Genomic DNA, 23,173 nt, shown 5'->3' on the forward strand with positions numbered 1-23,173 from the left:
GAGCAACAAAGAGTCAATCGTCCCTAGAAAGAACCCAAAGGGCAGCGCATGTTTGGTCCTTATGCTGCGTTATCGCCTATTTATGGGGAACAACCACACAATATAGGCTCTGCCTTGCTTAAATACCAAACATACTGCTGCAAATTCAACCACCAAAGATCAACACGCCCTAGCCCTAATTTAAATAAAATTTTAACCACAAGGCGTTTAACGTCTACGCTATGGTCATTATTAATGTATTATTACGCCATACAGCTAATTCAATAAATCAGTGGTTAAAATAAGCTTTTAACGACTGAAAATACTATTTTTACTAAAGTAAAAGCATTTAGTTTAGTAACTCTAAAGGATACCTCGCGATGATGAGCACAAAAGTATATAAAGCGGTACATGACCTTGCAGAAGATTTAATGGCGGCAGCTAATAAAAATAACCGTGAAAAGTTTGAATCGTTATTTGCAGAGCTAAAAGCTATTTGTATCGAAAATGAAAACACATCAAAAGATCACCCAGTACAATGGGAAACCCTAGCTGACTTTACCGAAGAGCTAGAAGAGGCAATCACTACTTATGAAAAAGCATTAGAGAAGTCGGTTGCTATTAATAACAAAGATCACATGTCGTCAGTTGCTTTTTCAATGGCTACGTTACAACTAGAGCTTGGTCAAAAAGACGAGGCCATTAAAAATCTTCAAAATGCTAAAGTTAGCGCTAATAAAATTGAAGACAAAGAGCTTAAAGCTGAAATACACGACCTACTAGAGTCACTTATTGAAGAAGAAGGTTAAGCCGATTTAGTGAGTATTATTTAACGTTTTATTTAGCTTTATATTTAACAAGAAAGCGCTGGTGGGTTATTTCATACCTTCAGCGCTTTTTTGTATTACAAAGTAAATTAGTTTTGTTTGTTTTTAATCGCTAATTTATCCATAAAGTCCACAATGTACTTTGCTATTTCAACTGGTTTTTCTTCAACACTAAAGTGCCCTGAATCGAGTAAATGTAGTTCAGCGTTTGGTACATCTTTTAAATACGCTTTAGCGCCTGCGGCTATAAATGCTGGATCGTTTTTACCCCATACAATTAATGTAGGTGGCTGATGCTCTCTTAAATATGCTTGCCATTTGGGGTAGTCGAGTAGGTTGTTGTAGTAATCTTGTAGTAGCTGTACTTGAATTAATCGATCTGTTTTAGTTTGTAAAAAATGAAGGTCGTGAGTCCAGCTATCAGGGTTCATTATTTGAGTATTATTTTGCACATCGCGTAAGTATTGTTTATTTGTAATGGCTTGCTCTGAAGTAAATGAATACAGCTTAGCTTGTTGTGCTTTGGATTTATCTTGATTAGCTGTTTTGAAAAATGTTTGCCTTGCAGGAGTTAAACCTTCTAAATATGCATTACCATTTTGCACGATTAATGCCTCGAGTTTATTTGGGTTATTTAACAGCATTCTAAAGCCTACAGGTGCTCCAAAATCTTGAATGTAGAGGCTGTAGCGCTTTACTTTAAGCGTTGTCAGTAGTCCTTCAACATATCTAGCCAGTAACTCAAATGTATATTTTTGATCCCCAAGGTTTGGGCGGTCGCTATAACCTGAGCCTAAATAATCAGGTGCTATCACATGATAACGCCCAGATAAAAGCGGAATAAGCTCACGGTAGCTATGTGATGACGACGGATACCCATGTAAAAGTACAATTGTTTGCTCATGTTGCTTGCCTGCTTCTCGATAAAATATTTTTTTACCGTTTACGTTTGCATATTTGTAAGTGGTTTTTGAAGGCCATACAGCATCTGTGGCGTACACTTTGGCGGTAAGTGTAGACATAGATACTAATAAAAACACAATAAATGAGGCGATGTGAGCAGGTCTTATTTTGAGATTGTTTTGTATATCTGGGTGCATAATTAAACTCGTCAATGTTTTGGTAATACTGCTTTATTAACTAATTAGACCAGCCGTCTTAATAATTACATTCATTAAAACTTCCAATTTACTTAAATGTCTAAGTATAAAATAGAATAATTGTTAACAGTTTAACCTCCAAAATATCAATTCGAATCTGTCGTAAAAAATATATTCTTAAAAAACTAAATACATATATAAAAATTTAATTCTTGTACTTATTTCATGCCGATAAATTAAAAAGCACTTAGTAACAAGTGCTTACAGTTGTTTTTTGTCGTGTGTGTTATAAGTGACTATTATTTGTAACTATAAATATTGTGTTCATGTTGTTCATTTAAACTTTAAATTCACGTGCCTATTTATGGTACTAAAGTGTGAAATTTGAACAAATCATTAATTTATTGTTGCATACAGTTAATTGTTAACATTATATTGATTGTGAATTCGATGCCTTTACACAAAGGATTAATTTTCACACCAAGATAGGTAACAAAAAATGAAAAAAAGCTCATTGTATTGCGCGATTTCGAGCGCGCTATTACTTTCAAGCGTTTTTAATGCACACGCTGGCACTGTTATTAAACAATCGTCTTCACAAATGTGTTTTAGAACCGCTGATAATGCAGTAAATGGTACTCAAGTAGTATTAAACAATAACTGTAACGGTGATGCAGCAGGGTTTAGCTGGACATCTGGTGGGAGTATAAAGCACGTTAAGTCGGGTTTATGCGTCCACCCTGGCGGCTTAGCAAACCCCGTCGATGGACAGCAACTTGTTTTGTGGTCGGGTTGTGACTTTGATAACCGAGTGAAGTTTACTAAAACGTCGGCTAATGCTATTAAACATGTATCAGGAGGTAAATGTGTTCAACCAACTAACACATCAGACGGTAGTAATTTAGTTGTTAAATCGCAGTGTGGTGCAAATCAAAGTAAGTTTGTTGTTGAGCAACAAGTAAATAGCGGTGCAAACGTTAGTAACGATACAGTCAAGGTACAGTTTAATATTGATACTAAGCATGCGGTTGGTCAGTTTGATAGTTTTGATCGTCGTAAGTTTATTACATTGCACTCATCTAATACCGAAAGTGACTGGTTTGGAAATAATGCTCAAAGTTTAAATGCGCCTAATGCTGATCCTAATTTAATGACGAACTTTTTAGAAAATTATGATGTATATTTTGGCCGCGATACCGGCAGCATGAAATATCAATTAACACAGTTACCAGAAGATTCGGCTAAACCAGGTTATGCAAGTACGGTAACGGCTACAACTAATGGTGGCGGTGTTAAATGGAATTACTCCAATATTACCACAGATGAAGCTAAAGCAATGCGAAAGCATGAAGGGCGTAACAGTGATTTAATTGTCGCAGCACAGCAGCACCCTTATTACCCAGATGGTACTAAAATTGGTAACCAAAACTGGTCTTTTTCGCAAACTGATACTGCCGGCGAACCACTAGGCACCGCGCTTGGTGATTATATGGCGCAGTTTTTACAAAAGTACTTTAAAGCTGGCGCATCAGATACTCTAGGTCAAAAGCGCCCAACATACCTTGAAGTTATGAACGAGCCACTATTTGAACTACACGACTTTCCTCATAAAGGTTATGACAAAGAAAGTCTATATGACATCTTTAGGCTACATAACTCAGTTGCAGATGTAGTTCATAATAATTCAGCATTGAACGATGTAAAAGTAGGCGGTTTTACAGTGGCATTTCCTGATTATGAAAAAGGGGCAAACTATTTTGATAATTGGAAGCAACGCGACAAGGCATTTTTAGATATTGCAGGAGATAAAATGGATTTTATTTCGATGCACTTATACGATTTTCCAAACTTTCCAGGCGGCCCTGGTGGTCAACATCAAGAGCAATACCGTAAAGGTAGTAACATGGAAGCGACTCTTGATATGGTTGAGCAGTACATGGCTTATAAATGGGGGAGTATTAAACCAATAGTCATTTCGGAATATGGATCTCAACTGCAAGGGTCTTTTGGCACTAAATGGACACCGCAACGTGATTGGCTATGTTTAAAAGCAATGAGCTCTATGCTTATGAGCTTTATGGAAAGGCCTAACCGCATTGATAAAGCAATCCCCTTTATTCCATTAAAAGCAGAGTGGGGCCGTATAAGCGATACCATCCCGTATTACTGGCGTTTACTACGTCAAGCTAAAGAAGGAGAAGGTGAAACCGGCGAGCAGTGGGTTTATACCGAAATGGTTAAGTTTTACCAGCTTTGGTCAGATATCAAAGGTACTCGAATCGATAGCTGGGCGAGTGATTTGGATATACAAGCAGATGCTTATGTAGATGGCAAAGATGTCTATCTTGTTTTAAATAGTCTTGAATTTTCGCCTACTGATATTGATTTAAGTGTTTTAGGCGCAGGCTCTAACGATGTGTCTAGCGTAAATATTAAGCATTTATACCCAAATGCTCAAGGTGTACCAGTACTTGACAATCGTACTAGCAATTCCTTACCTGATTCTGTTGTTTTAGGCTCGGAATCAACGATGATCATTAAAGTAAGTCATCAAAATAATGTGATCATAAACAACATTAATCAAGAAACTAAGCACTACGCAAGTGCTGTGGTTAAAGATATTGTTGCTAACTCAACTCAGTTTTTTACAATTAATAACGTTGATAAAGGGACTAATGGCGAGGCAGTATTACGCTTAGGTGTTGGTCGTCCTCATGGTAAGTCGCTTACACCTACGGTTACTGTTAATGGTAATAAAGTCGCTGTACCTACTGATTTTAGAGGGTACGACCAGGTTAATGGAGGGTTAGGACGCGAACGTTTCTTTGGTGTACTTGAAATACCGGTACCTTATAGCGACCTTGCAAAAACGAATAGTATTGAAGTGACATTTCCAGATACTGGCGGCGCTGTTAGTTCACTTACATTACAAAACTTTAAAATGAGTAAAAGCATTACTCGCTAGAGCGTAAAATAAAGTTAATATCAATTCGCTTAATTAAGTATTATTGCTAATTGGTATAAGTTAGGAAATAAACAAACTGCGGGCTTACTTATTAGGTAGACCCGCAGTTTTAAAAAGAAGTAACGGCGCGCATGATTATTTATTATAGCGTTTTTCGTACATGGTCGAAGTCACCTCTTTAACAGCATTTACCATTTCAGGGTAGGGTACGTCGGCAGTGGTAACAAAGCCTATATTGGCGTTTTCACCATCAAATGCACGTCCAGAAACTGGTTCATCAACATATTGAAACCAATGCGCTCCTACCATATAAGGCTTGCTTAATACGCTTTGCATATATTTTTTATACATGGATGCACGATCTGCTTGATTCGCAGCGTGAACAATACCTGGGTTAAACAAGCCAGAATCGGTTGCTGTACCAATATGGAATTCGCCAATTACAACCGGTAGGTCAACGTCTTCTAAAAATTGCCAGTAATTGTCTTGCATGCCTTCTTCGTAAATATTAAAGCTCAGCACGTCTGAATATTTAACTGAGGCCTTAATAATTTCATCTGGCATTCCCCAGTTGGCCATGCGAGCACCCATGTATAAATGATTTGGGAGCTTTTTAGCTAATGTACCGTTTACTACTTTAAAATATTGCTCACCAAGCATTTCGAGCATTTTAGAAATATCAGCTATTTGTGCGTTGCTAAAGGTTGTAAATGTAACGCCATTATTAAGTTCATTCCAGCTTGTTATATCACTTTGCCATGCCTCATTTAATGCATTGATTGAGCTATACTTTTGTTTAAGGTACTTAGCAAATGCATGTTTAGCGGGGCTTTTCTTTGCATTTTTAGACAGTGCATCGAGTATAATACCGTAGCGCTTTTCAACGCTACCTTGGCGCTCGCCCCAACTTTTTTCGTTATCTATAAATATGCCAATACACCAAGGCGAGGCTTTAATGTTTTTAGCAATTGCATCTATTGTTATTTCGGCGCGTTTTTTAAATTCAGGATCATAAAAGTCAGGCATCAGTCCCCAATGGTTGGTATGCCCAGATAGGGTTTTAAAGTCGCCAATAATCCAACCATTTGCAAAATAAGGAACAGACTCTTTATCATAAAAGGCCGGATCAACCCAATTTCCAAATGACGTAAAGCCCCAATCTTTCATTCGCTTGAGTGTAACATCATGCCATTTATCTATATATGATTTAGGTGATTTTTCACCGTAGCGTCTTTGTAAATTTGCACGATAAAAGCTGTACGTTTCGCCATGAGCAACAGGTCCTTTATGCGTTGAACGTCTATAACTGTAATGTTCGCTCAGTGGATTACTGTAATCAGGTAGCCATTGAAACATGTTGTTTCTGAGTTTAGAGGTTATAAATCTGCTTTTTCTAGCGTCATCAGAAATCTCTATTATACCCATTGAATCCTCTGGTGTAATTTCATCGTTACTGCGCATACGAACAGAGTCATCTTTAAAATCAACACCAGTTATTGTGGTTAAATTTGCCATGCGGACATTAGCAGGACCATGTGAAAAAAAGAGGTAACCTTCGGGGTCTACCATCCACCATTTACCATCTACTTTTTCGGTTCTAAAGTAACCTGTGGCCTTAAGTTTTGGGCCATTGGCATACCCACCAAATCGTGAGCGGTTTGCCATGCCTGTAGACTTTGCTAAGTCACTAAGCTCTTTATTGGCAAGTTGTTTTAGTTGTTCGTCTGATTTAATGGTTAAGGCATTAGTTTGATTGGTGTATTGGCCGTATTTATCAATGATATTTACCATCCAATTAGGATCAGTTTTTGGGTTTTCTCTCAGGCGTATGTTGTCAATAAGCACAGACTTATCTTCTAAAATTCCAATTGTGAATAAATTTATAGCAGTGATTTTACTAAAATCTCCTCCATCATCTCGCCAAGAACGCCATACCAATAGCCTATCTTTAGTTTCCCATGGTGGAGCACCTCCCCACATGCCTGTGTTGGTATTCGCCTCAACTCCATCTAGTGGAAAATACACAGTACCGTTGTAGTTAGCAGGTAAGCTTACTGAACGACTCTGTAGTTCACCGTTTTTATTTTCAATAGATAAATAAAGTTGAATTGACGTATTTGCGGTATTTTCTACATGAAGTGCAACATTATAATTTTTGTAAGTAGAGAGATCCCATGCCTTAGAAGGGGTGATTTTTAGTTCAGAGATATTCCCTTTTGATGAAAAATCGATAGCTAATTTTGTTGCTTGATCCGTTTTTATAATTGAGGTGTTAGTATCAGAATGCTTTAACCAGCTTTGTACTGATGAATCATTAAAATTCATAAGAGGTGTAATTATTTGCTCGTTGCTAAAGGCATCTGTTGTGCGTGAGTTGGAGGTCGTTTTAGCGGTAGATGTATTTTGTATATGTGTATCGATATCGTTGCATGCAGTAATCGCTAAAGCAAGGGAAGTAATACTAAATATACCTGTCATTGTTTTAGGTGTACTTTTTTTCATTATTGAGCCTGTGTGATTTATTGTTGGCAATATGTACTATAGATAAATTGTCAACAATAAACAATAAGGCCTTTTGTATAAAATTATTCTAGCTGTTTTATTAATTTAATGGGATATGTTTTAGAGGCGTTCCACTGGCCAACATACAAGTTATCGTCTTGATCTACACAAATACAATGCACGTGATTAAAGATGTCTCCATTACTTTGCATAGGTTGTAGTTCACCGTTTATGTACTGCGGTTGCGGTGCCCCTAAATTAACTATGAGCGTGTTATTTTTATCAAATATACTAATAAAACCAGAGTCGTCAGCATTTTTATTGTTAATATGCGACCAGCATACAGGCGCATAAAATAGTTCACCCTTAAATACTGGGCCGCCTATATAGGCGCCATTAGCGCTTATTTTATATAGGTATTTGCCTTCAAATGAAAAAACTTTTAAACATTGCTCGAAGCGAGAGTTCACCATAAGTGTTGAATTTAAAGGATCGCGAAGGTCAACCTCAATACCATGGGTGTTTTTCAGGTTGTAGTTTTCGTCTTTATTATGGTGGCCGCCCCAATGGTTTATATAGCGACCTTGTTTATCATAATGCAGTAAAAAATCGCTTCCATAACCATCTGTTACGTATAAATCCCCATTAGGGGCAATGGCAATATCAGTAGGACGAAATGGTTGCTCGGGTGTATAAGCGCCACATGTTTGTGGATGACCAATGCTATAAATCAATTTACCATCTAAAGTCATTTTGGCAATAAAGCCAGATTGTGGTATGACATTGTTAGTCGGGCTATCCCATTGCTCTTTACTATGTCCATCCCAATGGCGATTAACAATCCAGCCACTATCTACTACGTATAAAAATTCTTGCTCACCTTCTTGTACAATTTTTATAGCGTGTCCACCAGGAAAAGAGCTGCCAAAATCGTCAAGTAATTCACCGCTTTGGCTATACACTAAAATATTATTAGTGGTGTTATCGGTGATCATAAATATTCTCCCCTGTGAGTCCAGAACCATGGCATGGCAGTTTTCAATAGGGTATTTACTTGGGTTTAATTTTCCCCAGTTGGCATCTATTTTATATTTAAATTTACCGTGGCCAATTATTTTTCCGTGTGGGTCTTCGTTATTTTTAGGTATAGCGTGAGGTATAAGGTGTTTTTGCTCTGAGGTTAACATACAGAATTTTCCATATAAAAAACCAGCTTATGCATTGGGCTATAATGCATAAGCTGGTTTAGGCTAGAAGGTTAATTTTAAGCAGTTTCATTTACTTTGAAATTTAAAATTGCGTCATCATCTAGACGTTCCAACGGATAATAAACGGCTTCATTTTCTTTAAATGATTGATTACTAATAGCATTGTAAGCACTGATCATTGACCAGCGGGGTTCAGCCGCACGGTTTTGGTTTGATTTATGTAATAAATTACAGTGAAAAAACAAAACATCACCGGGCTCAAGTTCAACATTAATGAGCTCATGATATTTCATTGCCTCCTCTACAAACTCTAAACAGGCGCCTTTTTGGTCACCCGTTTTGCTGTGATCTAATCGGCCTAGATGATGAGAACCTTTAAGCACTTGCAGGCAACCATTTTCTTGTGTTGCTTTATTAATAGCAACCATACAACTAATGGCTTTCGGGTAAAGCATATAGTTATCGCGATGCCAATAACCAAAGTCTTGGTGCCATTCCCAGGCCCCTCCTACAAAGGGTTCTTTCATCATAATTTTAGTGCTGGTGTGATAAACATCCTCACCAATTAAAGTTTCGCATACATCAACTAACCGTTTTCCACGAGAAAACATACTGTAAAAATCGTCACCTGTTTTTTGCCATAAACAGACTTTGCTTACTGCGCCATCTGCATCTTTTTTATTCCATGCTCGCTCATAAAGTGAGTCGTCGTTAAAAGCGGCCTGTTGTAGTCGCTTAATTTCTTCAGCGTTATAGTAGCCTTTGGCAATGATATAACCGTCACGGTGAAAATCAGCAATTTGTTGTGGTGTTAAATAAGTGTGTGACATAAATATGTTCCCATTTCCGCTATAGTTGTTTATTGTTAACAATGATTGCTCGATTAAATATTTAGGTCAAGTGTAATTTATATAAAAATACTAAATTCATATATGAATTAATTTATTCTTATTAAGTTATTGATTTATAATTATTATTGTAAATTTAAAGCTGAAAAGAAATTTTAAATTTATATATAAACAGGTGTATTGTTTATAAATATTAAAAGGCAAAAAAGTACATATGAACGATAAATTAAAAACTAAATATGCAGTTCCAGCTTTAGATAAGGGGCTGGATATATTAGAATTTTTAGCAAAACATAAGCGGCCTTGTACGCAAAGTGAGATAGCTACTGGAATTTTTAAAACACCTAACGAAGTTTATAGAGTACTTGTTGGGCTTGAAAAGCGGGGTTATTTAATTCGCTCTGAAACGTCTGGTCGATATCACTTGTCGTTAAAGCTGTATAATTTATCACGAAGTATTTCACCAATGGATAATGTACTTCAATCGGCCTTGCCACATATGGAAGACCTAGCTGTAAATATTGAGCAATCGTGTCATTTAAGTATGTTGTATCAAAGCCAAGCCATGGTTGTAGTGCAAGCGCGTAGCAAAAGCCCTATGCATTTAAGCATTGCTGAGGGGGCTTTATTTACGCTTAGTAGCTCAAGCGCTGGTAAACTGCTTTTAGCTAACAGTAATGACGAAGTACGGCAAATGCTTATTGAACACGATGAAATTTACAGTGCAAGTGAAGACAGCTGTAAAGCATTATTAAATGAGCTAAACACAATTAAGGCCCAAGGGCACATAATACAAAACAACCCACTTATTGCCGGAGTACACGATTTTAGCGTATTAATTGGCAGGCCTAATGCAAATTTAATAGCTGCATTGACCATTTCTTCTTTTGACAAAGCCCTAAACACTCACGCTAATAAAAACAGTGTAATTACCGAACTCAAAAGTACTGCCCAAAAAATTACCTTCCTGTTAGAGCGTTAATACCTACTAGTGTTTTAGTGCGTGTTAACTATCTCGGTATTCATCCATAAGGCTGAATTCTTTACTGCCTGCTTACAATATCGAATAAAAAACCAACCCAAACTGTAAAATAAGTGACCAATTTATTTGACTTAGTTAGTTAAACTAATTTACTGTAAAGTTAATTGTTAACAGTATTATGATAACAATAAGCATCCCGTAAATAATCCGGCAACGATTACACGTAATAAACACAATATTTAGGTGCAAAAATGACTAACACACAATTTAAATTAAATGCGATTTGCGCAGCAATGCTGATAACGTCTCAACTAAGTTACGCCGCACAGGAAAACGAGACAACTGTACAAAGTGATGTTGAAGTTATTCAGGTAACTGGTATAAGAAGCGCATTAAGTAAATCTGCGTCAATAAAGCAAGATTCATCGGGCGTGGTAGATGCTATATCAGCAGAAGACATTGGTAAGTTACCAGATACTAACTTAGCTGAATCGCTGCAACGTATTAGTGGTGTATCAATCGACCGTGCAAACAATGAAGGTAACCAAGTAACGGTACGTGGTTTTGGTCCAGGCTTTAACCTTGTTACTTTAAATGGTCGTCAAATGCCTAACTCCTCTGTATTACAAGAAGCGGGGGTTTCACGCAGCTTTAACTTTAGAGAAATTGCAGCAGAAAGTGTATCGGGTGTGTCTGTTTATAAAACAGGTAAAGCAAATGTAGCCTCAGGAGGGATTGGCGCAACCATTAATATAAATACAGCAAAACCGTTTGATTTTGATGGCTTTAAAGCTTTTGCAAATGCAAAAGGGATATTAGATACCAGTGCTGAAGATTCTAATTTAACACCTGAAATTTCAGGAATGGTTAGCCAAACATTTGCAGACGATACATTTGGTGTTTTACTTGCGCTGTCGCATTCAGAGCGAGAAAGTGGCCGAGAGCGCGTAGGTACATCGCAAGGCTGGGTACGTAATCGCGCTAACCCCACAGGAGTAGATAGCAGTGCAATTGATACAACAGCTAATCCAACGGGTACTTATTGGGTACCTTGGACGCCAGAAATAGAGCGATTTGAAACTAAGCGCGAGCGTCAAAATGCGCAACTGGTTTTACAGTATGCTCCAAGTGATAACGTAACGGCTACGCTTGATTACACTTTATCGCGTTTCGAAGAAATTAGTAACACCAATAAAATGGCATTTTGGTTCGATAATCCAACAGGTACAACTGATGCCAACGGTACGTTAGTTGATATTAAAAATGCAAATGATGAGTTGAATTTTTGGGCGTGGGAGCTCTACGAAAAAAAAGAAAATGATTCACTAGGCCTTAACTTAGCATGGCAAGCCAGCGATTCATTGAAACTTACGTTTGACGCTCATAACTCTACATCGCACTCAAACCCTGATGGAGATACTGCAGAAACAATCGCAAATTTAAAGAATGTCCCTGGTTCGGTTAAGTCAATTGGTGCTAACTTTTCGGGTGATATTCCGAGTATTACTGTTGATGACTCTACATTGCCAGGCGGTGCATACGACCCAGCAAATATAGTATCTGACTTATATCAGCGCCGTGGCTACGAAATGAAAAATACCATTAAGCAATATCATTTAAGCGGACAATGGGACAATTTAAAAAGCGGTGCACTAAGTACAATTAATTTTGGTGCGATGTATACTGATTATCAAATTGATACTTATCTTTCTGAGCAGTTTTCGTTTGTAGATATTCCACTTGATAATCTAAATTTAAAGTTTGATAAACTGGGCAATTTTGCAGATGAGTTTTCGGGCTCGGATAAGCTATTTCCATTTATTCCACGTTACAGTGCCAACGACTTTGTAGATATTGTAAAAAATGAAGGTTTATTTACTGAACCAAATATTTCTACTAATGGAGTTGAAGAGCAAACTTTGGCGTTATACGTATCATTTGATTTTAAAACTGAGTTTAACGATATTCCAATTGATATGAATGTTGGTGTGCGCTACGAAGACACCGATGTAACGGGTTATTCAGTCAAGCCAGGTGTTGTTGCTTTTAATTATCGACACGCTGAAGAGCTCCGTCCTGTATATGCTGCAGAGGCTACACCACAAGAATTAAAGGGTAGCTACACGCGTATATTACCTAACTTTGATATAAGCGCAGATTTAGATAATGGCTACAAAGCTCGTTTTTCTTATAGCAGAACTTTAGCACGTGCTGGCATTGATGCTATGTTCCCATCAACCACAATTAACGCCCGTCCAGAAGGGCCTTTTAATGCATCTCAAGGTAATCCTAACTTATTACCAATCACGTCAGATAACTTTGATTTATCATTTGAGTGGTACGGTGACGATGGCAGCTATGCATCAGTTGGTTATTTTAAAAAGTTTGTTGAAAACTTCATTGGTGCGGGCGTAGTACAAGGTACGCTAAATGATGTAAATGGCGAGCCGTTACGCGATCCAAGTGTTAATCCCCGCCCTGGTTGTCCTGATAGTTCAGATACACCTAACCCAGCTTGTTTAAGCCAAGCGTCAGACCCGATTATTACATTTGATATTGCAACGCCAGATAATCTTCAAAATCGTGAAGTAGATGGTTGGGAATTAAATGCCCAGTACATGGTGCCTGATACAGGCTTTGGCGTGGTTGCTAATTATACGATAGTTAATAGTGATGAATCGTTTAAACCGTATGATTTTGATCAAACTATTGCCCTTGCTGGTTTAAGCGACTCAGGTAATTTGGTCGGCTTTTACGAAAACGATGATTACCAAGTACGTTTAGCTTATAACTGGCGCGATGACTTCTTACTATCTTTGGGTACTGAGCCTACATTTACAGAAGCATATGGACAGTTAGATTTTAGCTTTAATTACACAATTAACGAAACGCTCGGTGTTAGCTTTGATGCACTTAATTTAACTAATGAAACAACGCGCCGCCATGGTCGTTTTGCAGAGCAGCTTATATCTGCCGAGCAATACGGCCCACGCTTTAGCATTGGCTTAAGTGCTAAATGGTAAGTTAGTTTTTGATAATTAATATAAAACGACAGCTCAGCGCTGTCGTTTTTGCCTTTTAACTAACGAGGTTGCTATGAACGATGATATTAAATCAATAGTAATAGTCGGCGGTGGAACAGCAGGGTGGCTAAGTGCAGGAATAATCGCAGCTTATTTACAAAAGCATCACAGTAAAAAAGTAAATATTACGCTTATAGAGTCATCTGATATTCCAACAGTGGGAGTTGGCGAAGGGACGTGGCCTACTATGCGAAGAACCCTTAAAGATATGGGAATACGCGAGAGTGAGTTTATTCAAAAGTGTAATGTGTCGTTTAAACAAGGCGCCAAGTTTGCCAAGTGGGTTACAGGTGAAGAGGACGACTATTACTATCACCCGCTTGAACTACCAACAGGGATGTATGAACATAACTTAGCTACTAGTTGGCTAACTAAAAACGAGCCAAAACCTCCTTTTGCCCAGTATGTTAGTACGCAGCAATTAATATGCGAAAGCGGATTAGCTCCCAAACAAATCACCACCCCTGAATTTAGCTCAATAGCAAATTATGCTTATCACTTGGATGCAGGCTTATTCGCTATATTCTTAAAAAATCACTGTATTAATAATCTTAATGTTAAACACATTGTAGGCACTGTCGCCGGTGTAAACAATTGTACAAATGGCGATATTAAAAGCGTTAGCCTAAATAATAAAATAGAAGTAGCTGGGGATTTATTTATTGATTGCAGTGGTTTTAAATCGTTATTACTAGGTGAGAACTTAGGGATAGGGTTTAAATCCTGTAAAGATGTATTATTTGCTGATAGTGCGCTTGCTATACACATGCCATACAAAGATGACGAACCAATATGCTCGCATACTTTATCAACAGCACAAACATCTGGCTGGATTTGGGATATAGGGTTACAAACACGCCGTGGAATAGGGCATGTGTACTCTAGTAAACACATTAGTGATGAAGATGCTAAGCAGCAATTATTTGATTATTTAAATATAAACAAAGAACAGCAAAGCGAATACAAAGTTAAAAAGCTTAGCTTCGAACCAGGACATCGTGAAAAATTTTGGCATAAAAACTGTGTCGCAGTAGGCCTCTCTGCAGGTTTTTTGGAGCCACTGGAAGCCTCTGCTTTATTACTGGTAGAAATATCAGCCAATTTTGTTGCGCAGCAATTTCCGGCCAATAGGCATGTAATGAATATAACTGCGCAGCGCTTTAACTGCACATTTAGTTATCGATGGGAGCGAATAATCGACTTTTTAAAGTTGCATTATATGTTGAGTAAACGAACCGACAGCCCATTTTGGCAAGCACATTGTAGCCAAAATACTATTCCACAAAGCTTAAAAGATAACTTATCACTTTGGGAGTTTCATACGCCAAGCGATAACCACTTTGATCATTCACAGGAAGTGTTTCCAGCAGCAAGCTATCAATATGTGATGTATGGCATGGGGTTTACAGGTTCAAGCGAACTGTATGGCAACTCAGAAAGTTATTTTAAAAAGGCCGTTACGCTTGTTAATAACAACCAACAAGTCACCCAAAAATTACTCAATAAATTACCTACAAATAAAGAATTATTAGTGCAAATTAATCAATTTGGTATGCAGCAAATATAGTTAAAACATAAGAGCGACACACTATGACAAACTCAGTATTACTCGACAAAAATACACATAAGTACACTCGCATTAAAACTCAGCGCGGTACACAGTACGGTGAAGCAGTAAACTACATTCCGGTTGTTGCCGATGAGCTTGCTCAACTTGCATTAGACTACCCAGTCTATTTTATGAAGAACAATCAAACTGGCCAGTTTGAACTATATGCTTTAACTGGCTTTGATGAGGGGCAAAACTTATTTTTACAAAATGATATATGGCATGCCACATACGTACCTTTACACTTACAGCGACAACCATTTAAGTTAGGAATAGGAAATAAACTTACTAACAAGACCGAGCAAACAGATCTCGCTGTTACAATTAACGAACAACACCCAAGAGTAAATAATAGTGAGGGAACACGGTTATTTAACGAAACAGGGGAGCCAACCACATATTTAAATAATGTGAGTGAGCAATTGATAAAGCTTATGCATGGCGGCGAACGTACAACCGCTTTTATCAATACCTTACTAAAACACGATTTAATTGAAGCAGTACAGCTAAACATCACTAAACCAAATGGCAAAACACAAGGCTACAATGGCTTGTATTCTATTGCCGCAGATACACTACAGCAACTACCTGCAGAAGCACTAAACGGCCTGCACTCAATGGGTTACATACAAGCTTGTCATCTAATCTTATGTTCAAGCGGGCATGTTAAAAAATTAGTAAAATGGTTACACGATTTAAAATAGGTTTTTATTAATTAGCGTTACTTACACCCACTGATTGTTCATGTGAATTAGTGAATGCTCATACCTATGAATAAGGAATAAACTACAACTCGAGACTATTATGTGTTTACTTCTTAGGTTTTGGAGTTCGATTATTTGCCTTGGTTTTGGTATCATTTAACTTATCGGCTTGTATCGCAATGGGAAAGGTCAAGCCAATAAATATTGATGATTAAGAGAATGGACATGTTTGAACAAATAGAACAATGGATTGATGCAACAAATATTAAATACAAAAACCTAAGAATTAGCTGTGAAAAATTTGCCAGTGAGTTTAATGGGTTTTATCCTACCGAATTTTTAAAAAATGCCTTTTACGTTATAGTCGATGAAATACCAAAACCTAACTTTCCTTTTTTGCGTGAAATGGGATTAGGCGATTTTATTGACATGGATGCGGCTGGTACTACATACAAAAACACTTACTACATGCTTCCTTATGTGGCTGATAATTTAGCTGTGCATTTTCATGAACTTGTTCACGTGGCCCAATGGAGTGAACTTGGCGCCGAGGCTTTTATGTTGCGTTACATAACCGAAATTCAGCAGGTTGGTTATGATGCTGCGCCACTTGAAGTCATGGCGTATGGTCTTGATAAGCACTTTACAAATAATGGCAAGAAAATAAACGTGCCTGTATATGTGGCTCAATCGCTGTAACTAACAGACACCTTTCAAAGGATTGCATATGACACGCTTTACTGTTTTTTTACTGAGCTTACTGAGTGTAAACGCCTATGCGGCATCGTTTGATGACGATATTGTGGCAGCGCTGCTTGAAAGAACAACACATAACGTTACCTACGATGGCGCTTACCGCTCCATTGCATATCCTGGTGGCGATGTGCCCGCTAATGTTGGGGTGTGTACCGATGTTGTTATTCGTTCATATCGATTTTTAGGTATTGATTTGCAAAAGCGTGTGCATGAGGACATGCTAAAAAGCTTTGAGCTATATCCCTCTAAGCGTATTTGGGGTTTAACCAAACCGGATAAAAATATAGATCACCGCCGAGTGCCAAACTTACAGGCTTACTTTAAAAATCATGGTCAAGTGCTCACTAAATCAAATAACGCGAACGACTATAAAACAGGTGACATTGTAACGTGGATGCTGCCAGGTAATTTGCCGCATATTGGTATGGTTGTGAATGAGTTAGCAAAAGGTACAGGGAATCCATTAATTGTTCATAATATTGGACAAGGACCTGAAAAAAGCGACATGCTTTTTGATTTTAAAATTACGGGGCATTATCGATTTTTGCCTTACAGCTACAAATAATTTATAAACTTTAATTACTAAAGGAGAGCAAGTGCTCTCCTTTTGTTTGTACAGCGTTATACGTTACTTAATATTATGTTTTACGGCTTTAATCGCTGCGGCGCTATCTTGTGCTTTTAGTGCTTCTAAAATAGCGCGATGCTCGTTTACACATTCAGAGCTTGAGGTGATGCGTTTATAATTTAAACGCATACGCATGACATACGGGTACCAAATATTAACTAACTCTTCACCACCCGCTTGATAAATTAAATATTGGTGAAATGATATATCGATTTTAGTTACTTCGGTGTAATCTTCGCGGTCGAGGGCATCTTCTAGAGATGCTAAGATACCTTCAAGTTCTGCAATGTTTTGATCAGTTAAATTACCGTTTAATTCAGTGATTGCATACTCTTCTATGCTGCGGCGAAGTTTAATCATTAAGCGTTGTAATTTAGGCTCTAAAACACTATTTACAGACGCACCACAGTTATTGCGAGAAATAAGTAAACCTTCTTTTGTAAGCTGTAATATTACATCGCGAATAGGGCCGCGAGAAAGACCAAATCGCTCTGCCAGCTCTTTTTCATTTAGCTTAGTTTGTGGTGGCATTTCACCAGAGATTATATCTGAGCGTAATTGCTCAGCTATTTGATCTTTTACAGATAAAATTTTAGTTGCTCTGTTACCAGCCATATTTATTCCTAAATTTGATTAACTTTATCTGACCCTAACATTAATTAATAAGCTTTGTTAATTCAGTCAAGATCATGTACTTATCTCAGTGTATATAAAAAAAGTGGAATGGTCTATTGTCAACACATTACAATAGACCAATAAATGTACAGTTAATGTCTGTATTTACGATTATTTTTTAAAACGTCGTTCATACATAGACTCATTCATTGCTTTAGCTGCTTCAACCATTTCAGTATAGGGGCGATCTGTAACGCTAATAAAGCCAACGTTATAGTTTTCGCCATCGTAGGCTCGACCAGTAATTGGCGAGTCGATATATTGAAACCAATGTGCGCCAATAAAGTAGGGGTTGTCGATCACTGAGTTCATATAATCGGTATACATATTTGCTCTGTCTTGTTGATTAGCAGCATGTATTAACCCAGGATGAAATAATCCTGAATCAGATGAACCAACATGAAACTCACCAATTATAGCGGGTTTGTCAAATTGTGATAAAAATGCCCACTTGTCATCCCTTAGACCTTCTTTGTATGCGTTAAAACTTATTACATCAACATATTTAGCCGAGGCTTTAACAACTTCTATAGGCATGCCCCAATCCGGAAAACGTGCACCTAAATACATATGATTTGGCAGGTATTTATCCATAGCAGCATCTACAACACTAAAATATTTGTCGGCATAGGCGGTGAGTAATATAGAAAAATCGACAAGCTGCTCTTCATTTTTTATATCAATCGTTACACCTTTGTCAAACTCAGCCCATGAGGCTAAGTTTAAGTGCCATACCTTATTAAGTTCAGCGACATCAGTATATTTTTCTTTCATTAGACGAGAAAATTCAGCTTTAGTAGGAACTGTTTTAGCGTCTCTGCCTAAGGTATTAATAACAATTCCATAATGGCTTTTGACTGAATCAGGGCGGCCAAAACTTTTTTCGTTATCTATAAATACGCCCACAGCCCAAGGCGAATTTTTCACTTCTTTGGCAACAACGCTTACAGTTTCATTTGCACGCACAGCAAATTCAGGGTCAAAAACATCAGGCATGGCTCCCCAAAAATCATTACCGCTAGAAACTGTTTTAAAGTCCCCAATAATCCAACCATTAGCAAAATAAGGTACCCTTTGGTTATCGTAATAACTCGGATCAGTCCAGTTACCCAGTGAGCTAAAGCCCCATGTGATCATTCTATCAAGAGTTACTTCACGCCATTTTTGCATATAATCTGTATTATTTTGTCCGTACTTACGCTCTAAATTAGCTGCATAAAAGCTATATGTTTCACCATGCTCTAATGGTCCCGAATGTGCGCTTTTACGATAGCCAAAATGTTTACCTAGAGGCTCATTATAATCAGGTAACCATTCAAATAAATCTTTGCGAACATCGGAAGCTACAAATCGGCTTTTTAGTGCCTCTTTATTTACTTGATTTAAGCCTTTTGAATCCTCTGGAGTTACCCCTGCATCTGCTGGTTTTGGCAATAATGCTTGATCAAAGTCGTAACCAGTTAGTGTGGTTGAGTTTGCAAGGCGAATGATATCAATACCGGTTGCAAGGTATAAATAACCATCGGGGTCTACTAGTGACCATTTATCATTATATTTTGCTGTTCTAAAGTAACCGGTTGCCTCTAACTTAGGACCCTCTGCCCAGCCACCAAAACGAGAGCGATTATCAGGGCGTTTAGAAAGAAGTTGTTTAGCTTCTTGTTGCTTGTCGCTTAGCAGCTCGGCTTCTGAATGTACTTTGCCTGTAAATTCTTGTTTGGCATTTTGGCCAAATTCGTCAACGATATGAGTTAAAAATTCGGTATTAAATTTAGGGTTTTTACGAAGGGAAATAGACTTTATTTGTAGTTCTTTGTCGTGAAGATTGCTTTGCACGCTAATGGATATTTTATTTATACCTTTTAAATTAAGATTTTTTTTACCCCACATAGAAATAAACTGTACCTCATCAGACTCCCACGTATCGGGGTTAGAGCGAAGACCTGATGTAAAGTTTAGTTCTACATTTTCGTCGCCATCAGGGGTTGCAAGGTCGTGCCCGTCAAGTTTGGCATAGTAAGTGTTATAGCCTCCCACTGGTACATTTACACTACGTGTGTAGTTAGCGCCGTCTATATCGGATATATCTAAATAAATTTGTATCGAGTGTTTACCCGGGTTAGCTAATTCAAAAGCAATGTTAAAGTCTCTAAATTCGCTCCAATCCCATGGCCCATCAGATGAAAAAACAATATTAGCGTACGGATTATTTTTTGACTTAAATGTCACATCTAATACAGAGTTTTTTTCTTCTATAGTTGCTGCGTTACTTTGATAGTGAACAGGGGTTATCTGTGAATGTGCAGCATCAGCAAATAAATACATTAATGTATCTGCTGATTTTATCTGCGTAAGCTCGTTTGTGGTCTTTTCTATCTTAACTTCTTCTTGATTACAGGCACTTAGCGCAAGCAAGAGCGATGTGAGTAGTATGTTCTTTTTATATGTCATTGCTGTTCAACCTTTCATTACAATTTAACATACCATACAACAAAAAAACCATATTGAATATTGTTGACAATGTGCAATTTGTATTTTTGTGTATCATTTATAATAAACTTTTGATTTTGTTTAACTAATTTTTAATGTTGATTGTAAAAAAATTTAAGTTAAAGCATGATTTCTTAAAATAGATGTTGCAAGTGCGTTAATTTTGAAATAGTCTCAAAGCTATAACTCATGGTTAATTGTTAACAATATTGGGTTTGACACTGACTCTCGCTTTATTCTGTATATAAAGCAACACACAATGATAACAACATAGTTGGATAGAAGTATGAATGGTAGCAAACGTAATGTGTTTTTCTTTGCATTTATAGTCGCCTTTGGTGGCTTTATTTTTGGATTAGACGCTGCTCTTATTTCAGGTACTGTGCGTTTTGTATCTGCAGAATTTAATTTATCTGACATACAAGTAGGTACTGTAGTGAGCGCGCCAGGCTTTGGTGTGCTGTTTGCGTTAGTGATTACAGGATATATATGTAATGCATTTGGACGTAAAAATACATTAATAGGTATCGCCTTTTTGTACGTTCTTTCAGCAATTGCCTCTGTATTAGCACCAAGCTATGAATTATTAGTTACAGCTCGCTTTATAGGTGGGCTCGCATTCACGTCTTTATCGGTTGCCGCTATGTATATTGGTGAAGTTGCACCGTCGAAATATCGTGGCAAATTAGTGTCTATGATTCAAATAAATATTGTTGTTGGTTTATCGGCGGCTTATTTTGCCAACTATTTACTTGTTGATTTAGCAAACAGTAACCTTGACTGGGTAACGCAGTGGAATGTAAAAAATAACTTATGGCGCTGGATGCTAGGGGTTGAGATTATACCTGCTGTTTTATGGTTTTTACTGTTATTTACTATTCCACAAAGCCCACGTTGGTTAGTTATGAAAGGTAACGAAACACGTGCTACCGCTATTTTACATCGCTTAAATAAAAACGCCGAACTTGCACAAGACCAACTCAAAAGCATAAAAGAAAGCCTTGTTGATTACAGCGAAACAGGGGGATATTTTTCATCATTCAAACTACTACTTGAAAGCCGTGTTCGCGCCGCTGTAATTATTGCATTCACTATGGCAATTGTTCAGCAAGTAACGGGCATTAACGCCATAATGTTTTATGCTCCTACTGTATTTGAGCAGCTAGGTGTAGGCACCGATGCAGCCTTCTTTAATGCTGTACTCATTGGATTAGTTAGTATTGTGTTTACGGTAGTCGCTATTGTGTTAATAGATAGGCTAGGACGCAGACCATTGGTTATTTGGGGATTAGCAGCTGCCACAATTAGCCTATTTATGTGTTATTTAGGCTTTAGCCAAGCTCAGTATAGTTTGTCTGCTGACGATGTAGCATCGTTCTCAACGTTAAGCTCTATTACTGGTCTTGAGCAAATTATTGGGACTGTGTATCACAGTGATATTGAATTTAAGCAGGCATTAGCGAGTGTACTTACTGCTTCGCAACAGCAACTATTTGAAAGCGATTTGATCTCGCGTGCTGCTACGATCAATGCGCCACTTATATCATTTGGTGTAGCGGGCTTTATTGCAGCCTTTCACTTTTCTATTGGGCCAATTATGTGGGTGATATTTTCTGAAATATTTCCGACTCGTATTCGAGGTGTGGCCATTCCTACCTTTGCATTTATAGCAAGCGTAATTAGCTATTTTGTGCAGCAGTTTTTCCCATGGCAGCTAAGTAATTTAGGCGCTGCAAACATCTTTTTACTTTATACCGTATCGGGTGTCGCAGGCTTTGCATTGTTATTTAAGTTTATGCCAGAGACCAAAAACAAATCAATAGAAGAAATTGAAGCATATCTAGAAGGCTTACACACTAAAAAAGTACAGGAGGGCATGTGAGTACTTTACTAGCTATCGGCGAATGTATGGTTGAGCTTGTACCAACAGGTATCAGTGAGTGTCAGCAATCATTTGCGGGCGATACTTACAATGCGCTCGTATACGCCAAACGATTCGAAAACACATTAAATTGTGAGCTTTTTACTGCTGTGGGGTCTGATGTACTTAGTAGCAATATGCTCAAATGCTGGCAGCTAGAGGGCATAAGTACAAAAAATGTAATTACCACACCAGATCATAACGTAGGTATTTACGCAATTTCGACAGATTTATTAGGCGAGCGAAGTTTTGACTACTGGCGTAATCAATCAGCTGCTAAACATATGATGGAGTTGTACGCTAAGGCCTCGTTTGATCTAGGTTTAAAAAAGTCTGACTGGGTATTTTTTAGCGGCATTAGCTTAGGTATTTTAGACGATGACTCTAAGCAGTGTTTATTTACTTTATTGAATGACTTAAAAAAACAAGGCTGCACCATTGCATTTGATCCTAATTATCGTGCGCGAATGTGGGAATCTAAAGCGCACGCCATTGAGTGGCTAGAACGCGCCTATGCAATAAGTAATGTCGTTTTACCAGGTCTTGATGATCATCGTGTTTTATTTGGTCATTCAACCACGGCAGAGATTGTTCAGTACTGTACGCAGTTTGATATTGACGAAATTGTTATTAAAGCTGGTAGTGCCGGGATGCAGGTTTATTGCAAAGATGACCTTAAAGCGTCATGTCTGTTTACACCCGCTGAAAAGCAAGTTGACAGTACAGCAGCTGGCGACTCATTTGCCGGAACCTACTTAGCCGCCAGAATGTGCGCACAAAACCCTCAAAATGCATTAGAAATGGCTGACAGTGTTGCTTCACAAGTTGTGCAGCACCAAGGCGCTATTTTACCTCTTGATGTATATCACTCGCTAAATATAAGCGCAGGTAAGTAA

16 protein-coding genes are annotated in these 23,173 nt (G+C 37.8%); 10 read left to right on the forward strand and 6 right to left on the reverse strand.

Going from position 1 to position 23,173, the window contains the following annotated elements:
* Window positions 1-359 precede the first annotated feature (359 nt).
* Window positions 360-788 (forward strand): tetratricopeptide repeat protein, encoded by a 429-nt coding sequence (locus CWC11_RS06350; protein ID WP_138682019.1) that lies wholly within the window; start codon window positions 360-362, stop codon window positions 786-788.
* A 107-nt stretch (window positions 789-895) separates the two neighbouring features.
* On the opposite strand, the gene CWC11_RS06355 is transcribed toward CWC11_RS06350, so the two are convergent.
* Entirely contained in the window at window positions 896-1,906 is a 1,011-nt protein-coding gene (locus tag CWC11_RS06355) for an alpha/beta fold hydrolase (RefSeq protein WP_138682020.1), read from the reverse strand.
* A gap of 499 nt (window positions 1,907-2,405) precedes the next feature.
* Here CWC11_RS06355 and CWC11_RS06360 point away from each other — a divergent pair, with 499 nt between their 5' ends.
* Complete coding sequence (locus tag CWC11_RS06360) at window positions 2,406-4,871, forward strand: agarase (RefSeq protein ID WP_138682021.1); 2,466 nt, start codon at window positions 2,406-2,408, stop codon at window positions 4,869-4,871.
* A 135-nt stretch (window positions 4,872-5,006) separates the two neighbouring features.
* Here CWC11_RS06360 and CWC11_RS06365 read toward each other — a convergent pair whose 3' ends face one another.
* The 3 genes from CWC11_RS06365 to CWC11_RS06375 form a co-directional block, all read right to left on the reverse strand.
* Window positions 5,007-7,373, reverse strand: a complete 2,367-nt coding sequence (locus CWC11_RS06365) for a beta-galactosidase (RefSeq protein WP_249330677.1) — start codon at window positions 7,371-7,373, stop codon at window positions 5,007-5,009.
* Between the two features lie 83 nt (window positions 7,374-7,456).
* The gene (locus CWC11_RS06370) at window positions 7,457-8,560 is read right to left on the reverse strand and encodes an NHL repeat-containing protein (RefSeq protein ID WP_138682022.1); all 1,104 of its coding nucleotides are present in this window, start codon (window positions 8,558-8,560) and stop codon (window positions 7,457-7,459) included.
* 77 nt (window positions 8,561-8,637) lie between these two features.
* Window positions 8,638-9,411 (reverse strand): phytanoyl-CoA dioxygenase family protein, encoded by a 774-nt coding sequence (locus CWC11_RS06375; protein WP_138682023.1) that lies wholly within the window; start codon window positions 9,409-9,411, stop codon window positions 8,638-8,640.
* Between the two features lie 232 nt (window positions 9,412-9,643).
* Between CWC11_RS06375 and CWC11_RS06380 the strand changes: the two genes are divergently transcribed.
* The 6 genes from CWC11_RS06380 (at window position 9,644) to CWC11_RS06405 (ending at window position 17,128) form a co-directional block, all read left to right on the forward strand.
* Window positions 9,644-10,411, forward strand: a complete 768-nt coding sequence (locus CWC11_RS06380; RefSeq protein WP_138682024.1) for an IclR family transcriptional regulator — start codon at window positions 9,644-9,646, stop codon at window positions 10,409-10,411.
* Window positions 10,412-10,662: 251 nt separating this feature from the next.
* On the forward strand, window positions 10,663-13,434 hold the full coding sequence (locus tag CWC11_RS06385; RefSeq protein ID WP_138682025.1) for a TonB-dependent receptor: 2,772 nt from the start codon (window positions 10,663-10,665) through the stop codon (window positions 13,432-13,434).
* A 73-nt stretch (window positions 13,435-13,507) separates the two neighbouring features.
* On the forward strand, window positions 13,508-15,061 hold the full coding sequence (locus CWC11_RS06390; RefSeq protein ID WP_138682026.1) for a tryptophan halogenase family protein: 1,554 nt from the start codon (window positions 13,508-13,510) through the stop codon (window positions 15,059-15,061).
* A gap of 23 nt (window positions 15,062-15,084) precedes the next feature.
* Window positions 15,085-15,807: a SapC family protein gene (locus CWC11_RS06395; RefSeq protein ID WP_138682027.1), complete on the forward strand. Its 723-nt coding sequence runs from the start codon at window positions 15,085-15,087 to the stop codon at window positions 15,805-15,807.
* A 219-nt stretch (window positions 15,808-16,026) separates the two neighbouring features.
* The gene (locus CWC11_RS06400) at window positions 16,027-16,506 is read left to right on the forward strand and encodes a hypothetical protein (protein ID WP_138682028.1); all 480 of its coding nucleotides are present in this window, start codon (window positions 16,027-16,029) and stop codon (window positions 16,504-16,506) included.
* Window positions 16,507-16,534: 28 nt separating this feature from the next.
* Complete coding sequence (locus tag CWC11_RS06405; protein WP_138682029.1) at window positions 16,535-17,128, forward strand: DUF1287 domain-containing protein; 594 nt, start codon at window positions 16,535-16,537, stop codon at window positions 17,126-17,128.
* Window positions 17,129-17,191: 63 nt separating this feature from the next.
* On the opposite strand, the gene CWC11_RS06410 is transcribed toward CWC11_RS06405, so the two are convergent.
* Together CWC11_RS06410 and CWC11_RS06415 are read right to left on the reverse strand one after the other, a co-directional pair.
* Window positions 17,192-17,806, reverse strand: a complete 615-nt coding sequence (locus CWC11_RS06410; RefSeq protein ID WP_138682030.1) for a GntR family transcriptional regulator — start codon at window positions 17,804-17,806, stop codon at window positions 17,192-17,194.
* A gap of 171 nt (window positions 17,807-17,977) precedes the next feature.
* A complete protein-coding gene (locus tag CWC11_RS06415; protein WP_138682031.1) occupies window positions 17,978-20,317 on the reverse strand; it encodes an agarase in 2,340 nt (779 codons plus the stop codon).
* Window positions 20,318-20,642: 325 nt separating this feature from the next.
* Between CWC11_RS06415 and CWC11_RS06420 the strand changes: the two genes are divergently transcribed.
* Window positions 20,643-22,238, forward strand: a complete 1,596-nt coding sequence (locus tag CWC11_RS06420; RefSeq protein ID WP_138682032.1) for an MFS transporter — start codon at window positions 20,643-20,645, stop codon at window positions 22,236-22,238.
* On the forward strand, window positions 22,235-23,173 hold the full coding sequence (locus CWC11_RS06425; RefSeq protein WP_138682033.1) for a sugar kinase: 939 nt from the start codon (window positions 22,235-22,237) through the stop codon (window positions 23,171-23,173). Before CWC11_RS06420 ends, CWC11_RS06425 begins: the two co-directional genes overlap by 4 nt.

Source organism: Pseudoalteromonas sp. S3178 (assembly GCF_005886985.1).
GTDB classification, from domain to species: Bacteria; Pseudomonadota; Gammaproteobacteria; order Enterobacterales; family Alteromonadaceae; genus Pseudoalteromonas; species Pseudoalteromonas carrageenovora.

Excerpts from the sequence above, each read along its gene's own strand:
- CWC11_RS06350 (WP_138682019.1), top strand. The coding sequence starts at position 360 with ATGATGAGCACAAAAGTATATAAAGCGGTACATGACCTTGCAGAAGAT.
- CWC11_RS06355 (WP_138682020.1), bottom strand. The coding sequence starts at position 1,906 with ATGCACCCAGATATACAAAACAATCTCAAAATAAGACCTGCTCACATC.
- CWC11_RS06360 (WP_138682021.1), top strand. The coding sequence starts at position 2,406 with ATGAAAAAAAGCTCATTGTATTGCGCGATTTCGAGCGCGCTATTACTT.
- CWC11_RS06365 (WP_249330677.1), bottom strand. The coding sequence starts at position 7,373 with ATGAAAAAAAGTACACCTAAAACAATGACAGGTATATTTAGTATTACT.
- CWC11_RS06370 (WP_138682022.1), bottom strand. The coding sequence starts at position 8,560 with ATGTTAACCTCAGAGCAAAAACACCTTATACCTCACGCTATACCTAAA.
- CWC11_RS06375 (WP_138682023.1), bottom strand. The coding sequence starts at position 9,411 with ATGTCACACACTTATTTAACACCACAACAAATTGCTGATTTTCACCGT.
- CWC11_RS06380 (WP_138682024.1), top strand. The coding sequence starts at position 9,644 with ATGAACGATAAATTAAAAACTAAATATGCAGTTCCAGCTTTAGATAAG.
- CWC11_RS06385 (WP_138682025.1), top strand. The coding sequence starts at position 10,663 with ATGACTAACACACAATTTAAATTAAATGCGATTTGCGCAGCAATGCTG.
- CWC11_RS06390 (WP_138682026.1), top strand. The coding sequence starts at position 13,508 with ATGAACGATGATATTAAATCAATAGTAATAGTCGGCGGTGGAACAGCA.
- CWC11_RS06395 (WP_138682027.1), top strand. The coding sequence starts at position 15,085 with ATGACAAACTCAGTATTACTCGACAAAAATACACATAAGTACACTCGC.
- CWC11_RS06400 (WP_138682028.1), top strand. The coding sequence starts at position 16,027 with ATGGACATGTTTGAACAAATAGAACAATGGATTGATGCAACAAATATT.
- CWC11_RS06405 (WP_138682029.1), top strand. The coding sequence starts at position 16,535 with ATGACACGCTTTACTGTTTTTTTACTGAGCTTACTGAGTGTAAACGCC.
- CWC11_RS06410 (WP_138682030.1), bottom strand. The coding sequence starts at position 17,806 with ATGGCTGGTAACAGAGCAACTAAAATTTTATCTGTAAAAGATCAAATA.
- CWC11_RS06415 (WP_138682031.1), bottom strand. The coding sequence starts at position 20,317 with ATGACATATAAAAAGAACATACTACTCACATCGCTCTTGCTTGCGCTA.
- CWC11_RS06420 (WP_138682032.1), top strand. The coding sequence starts at position 20,643 with ATGAATGGTAGCAAACGTAATGTGTTTTTCTTTGCATTTATAGTCGCC.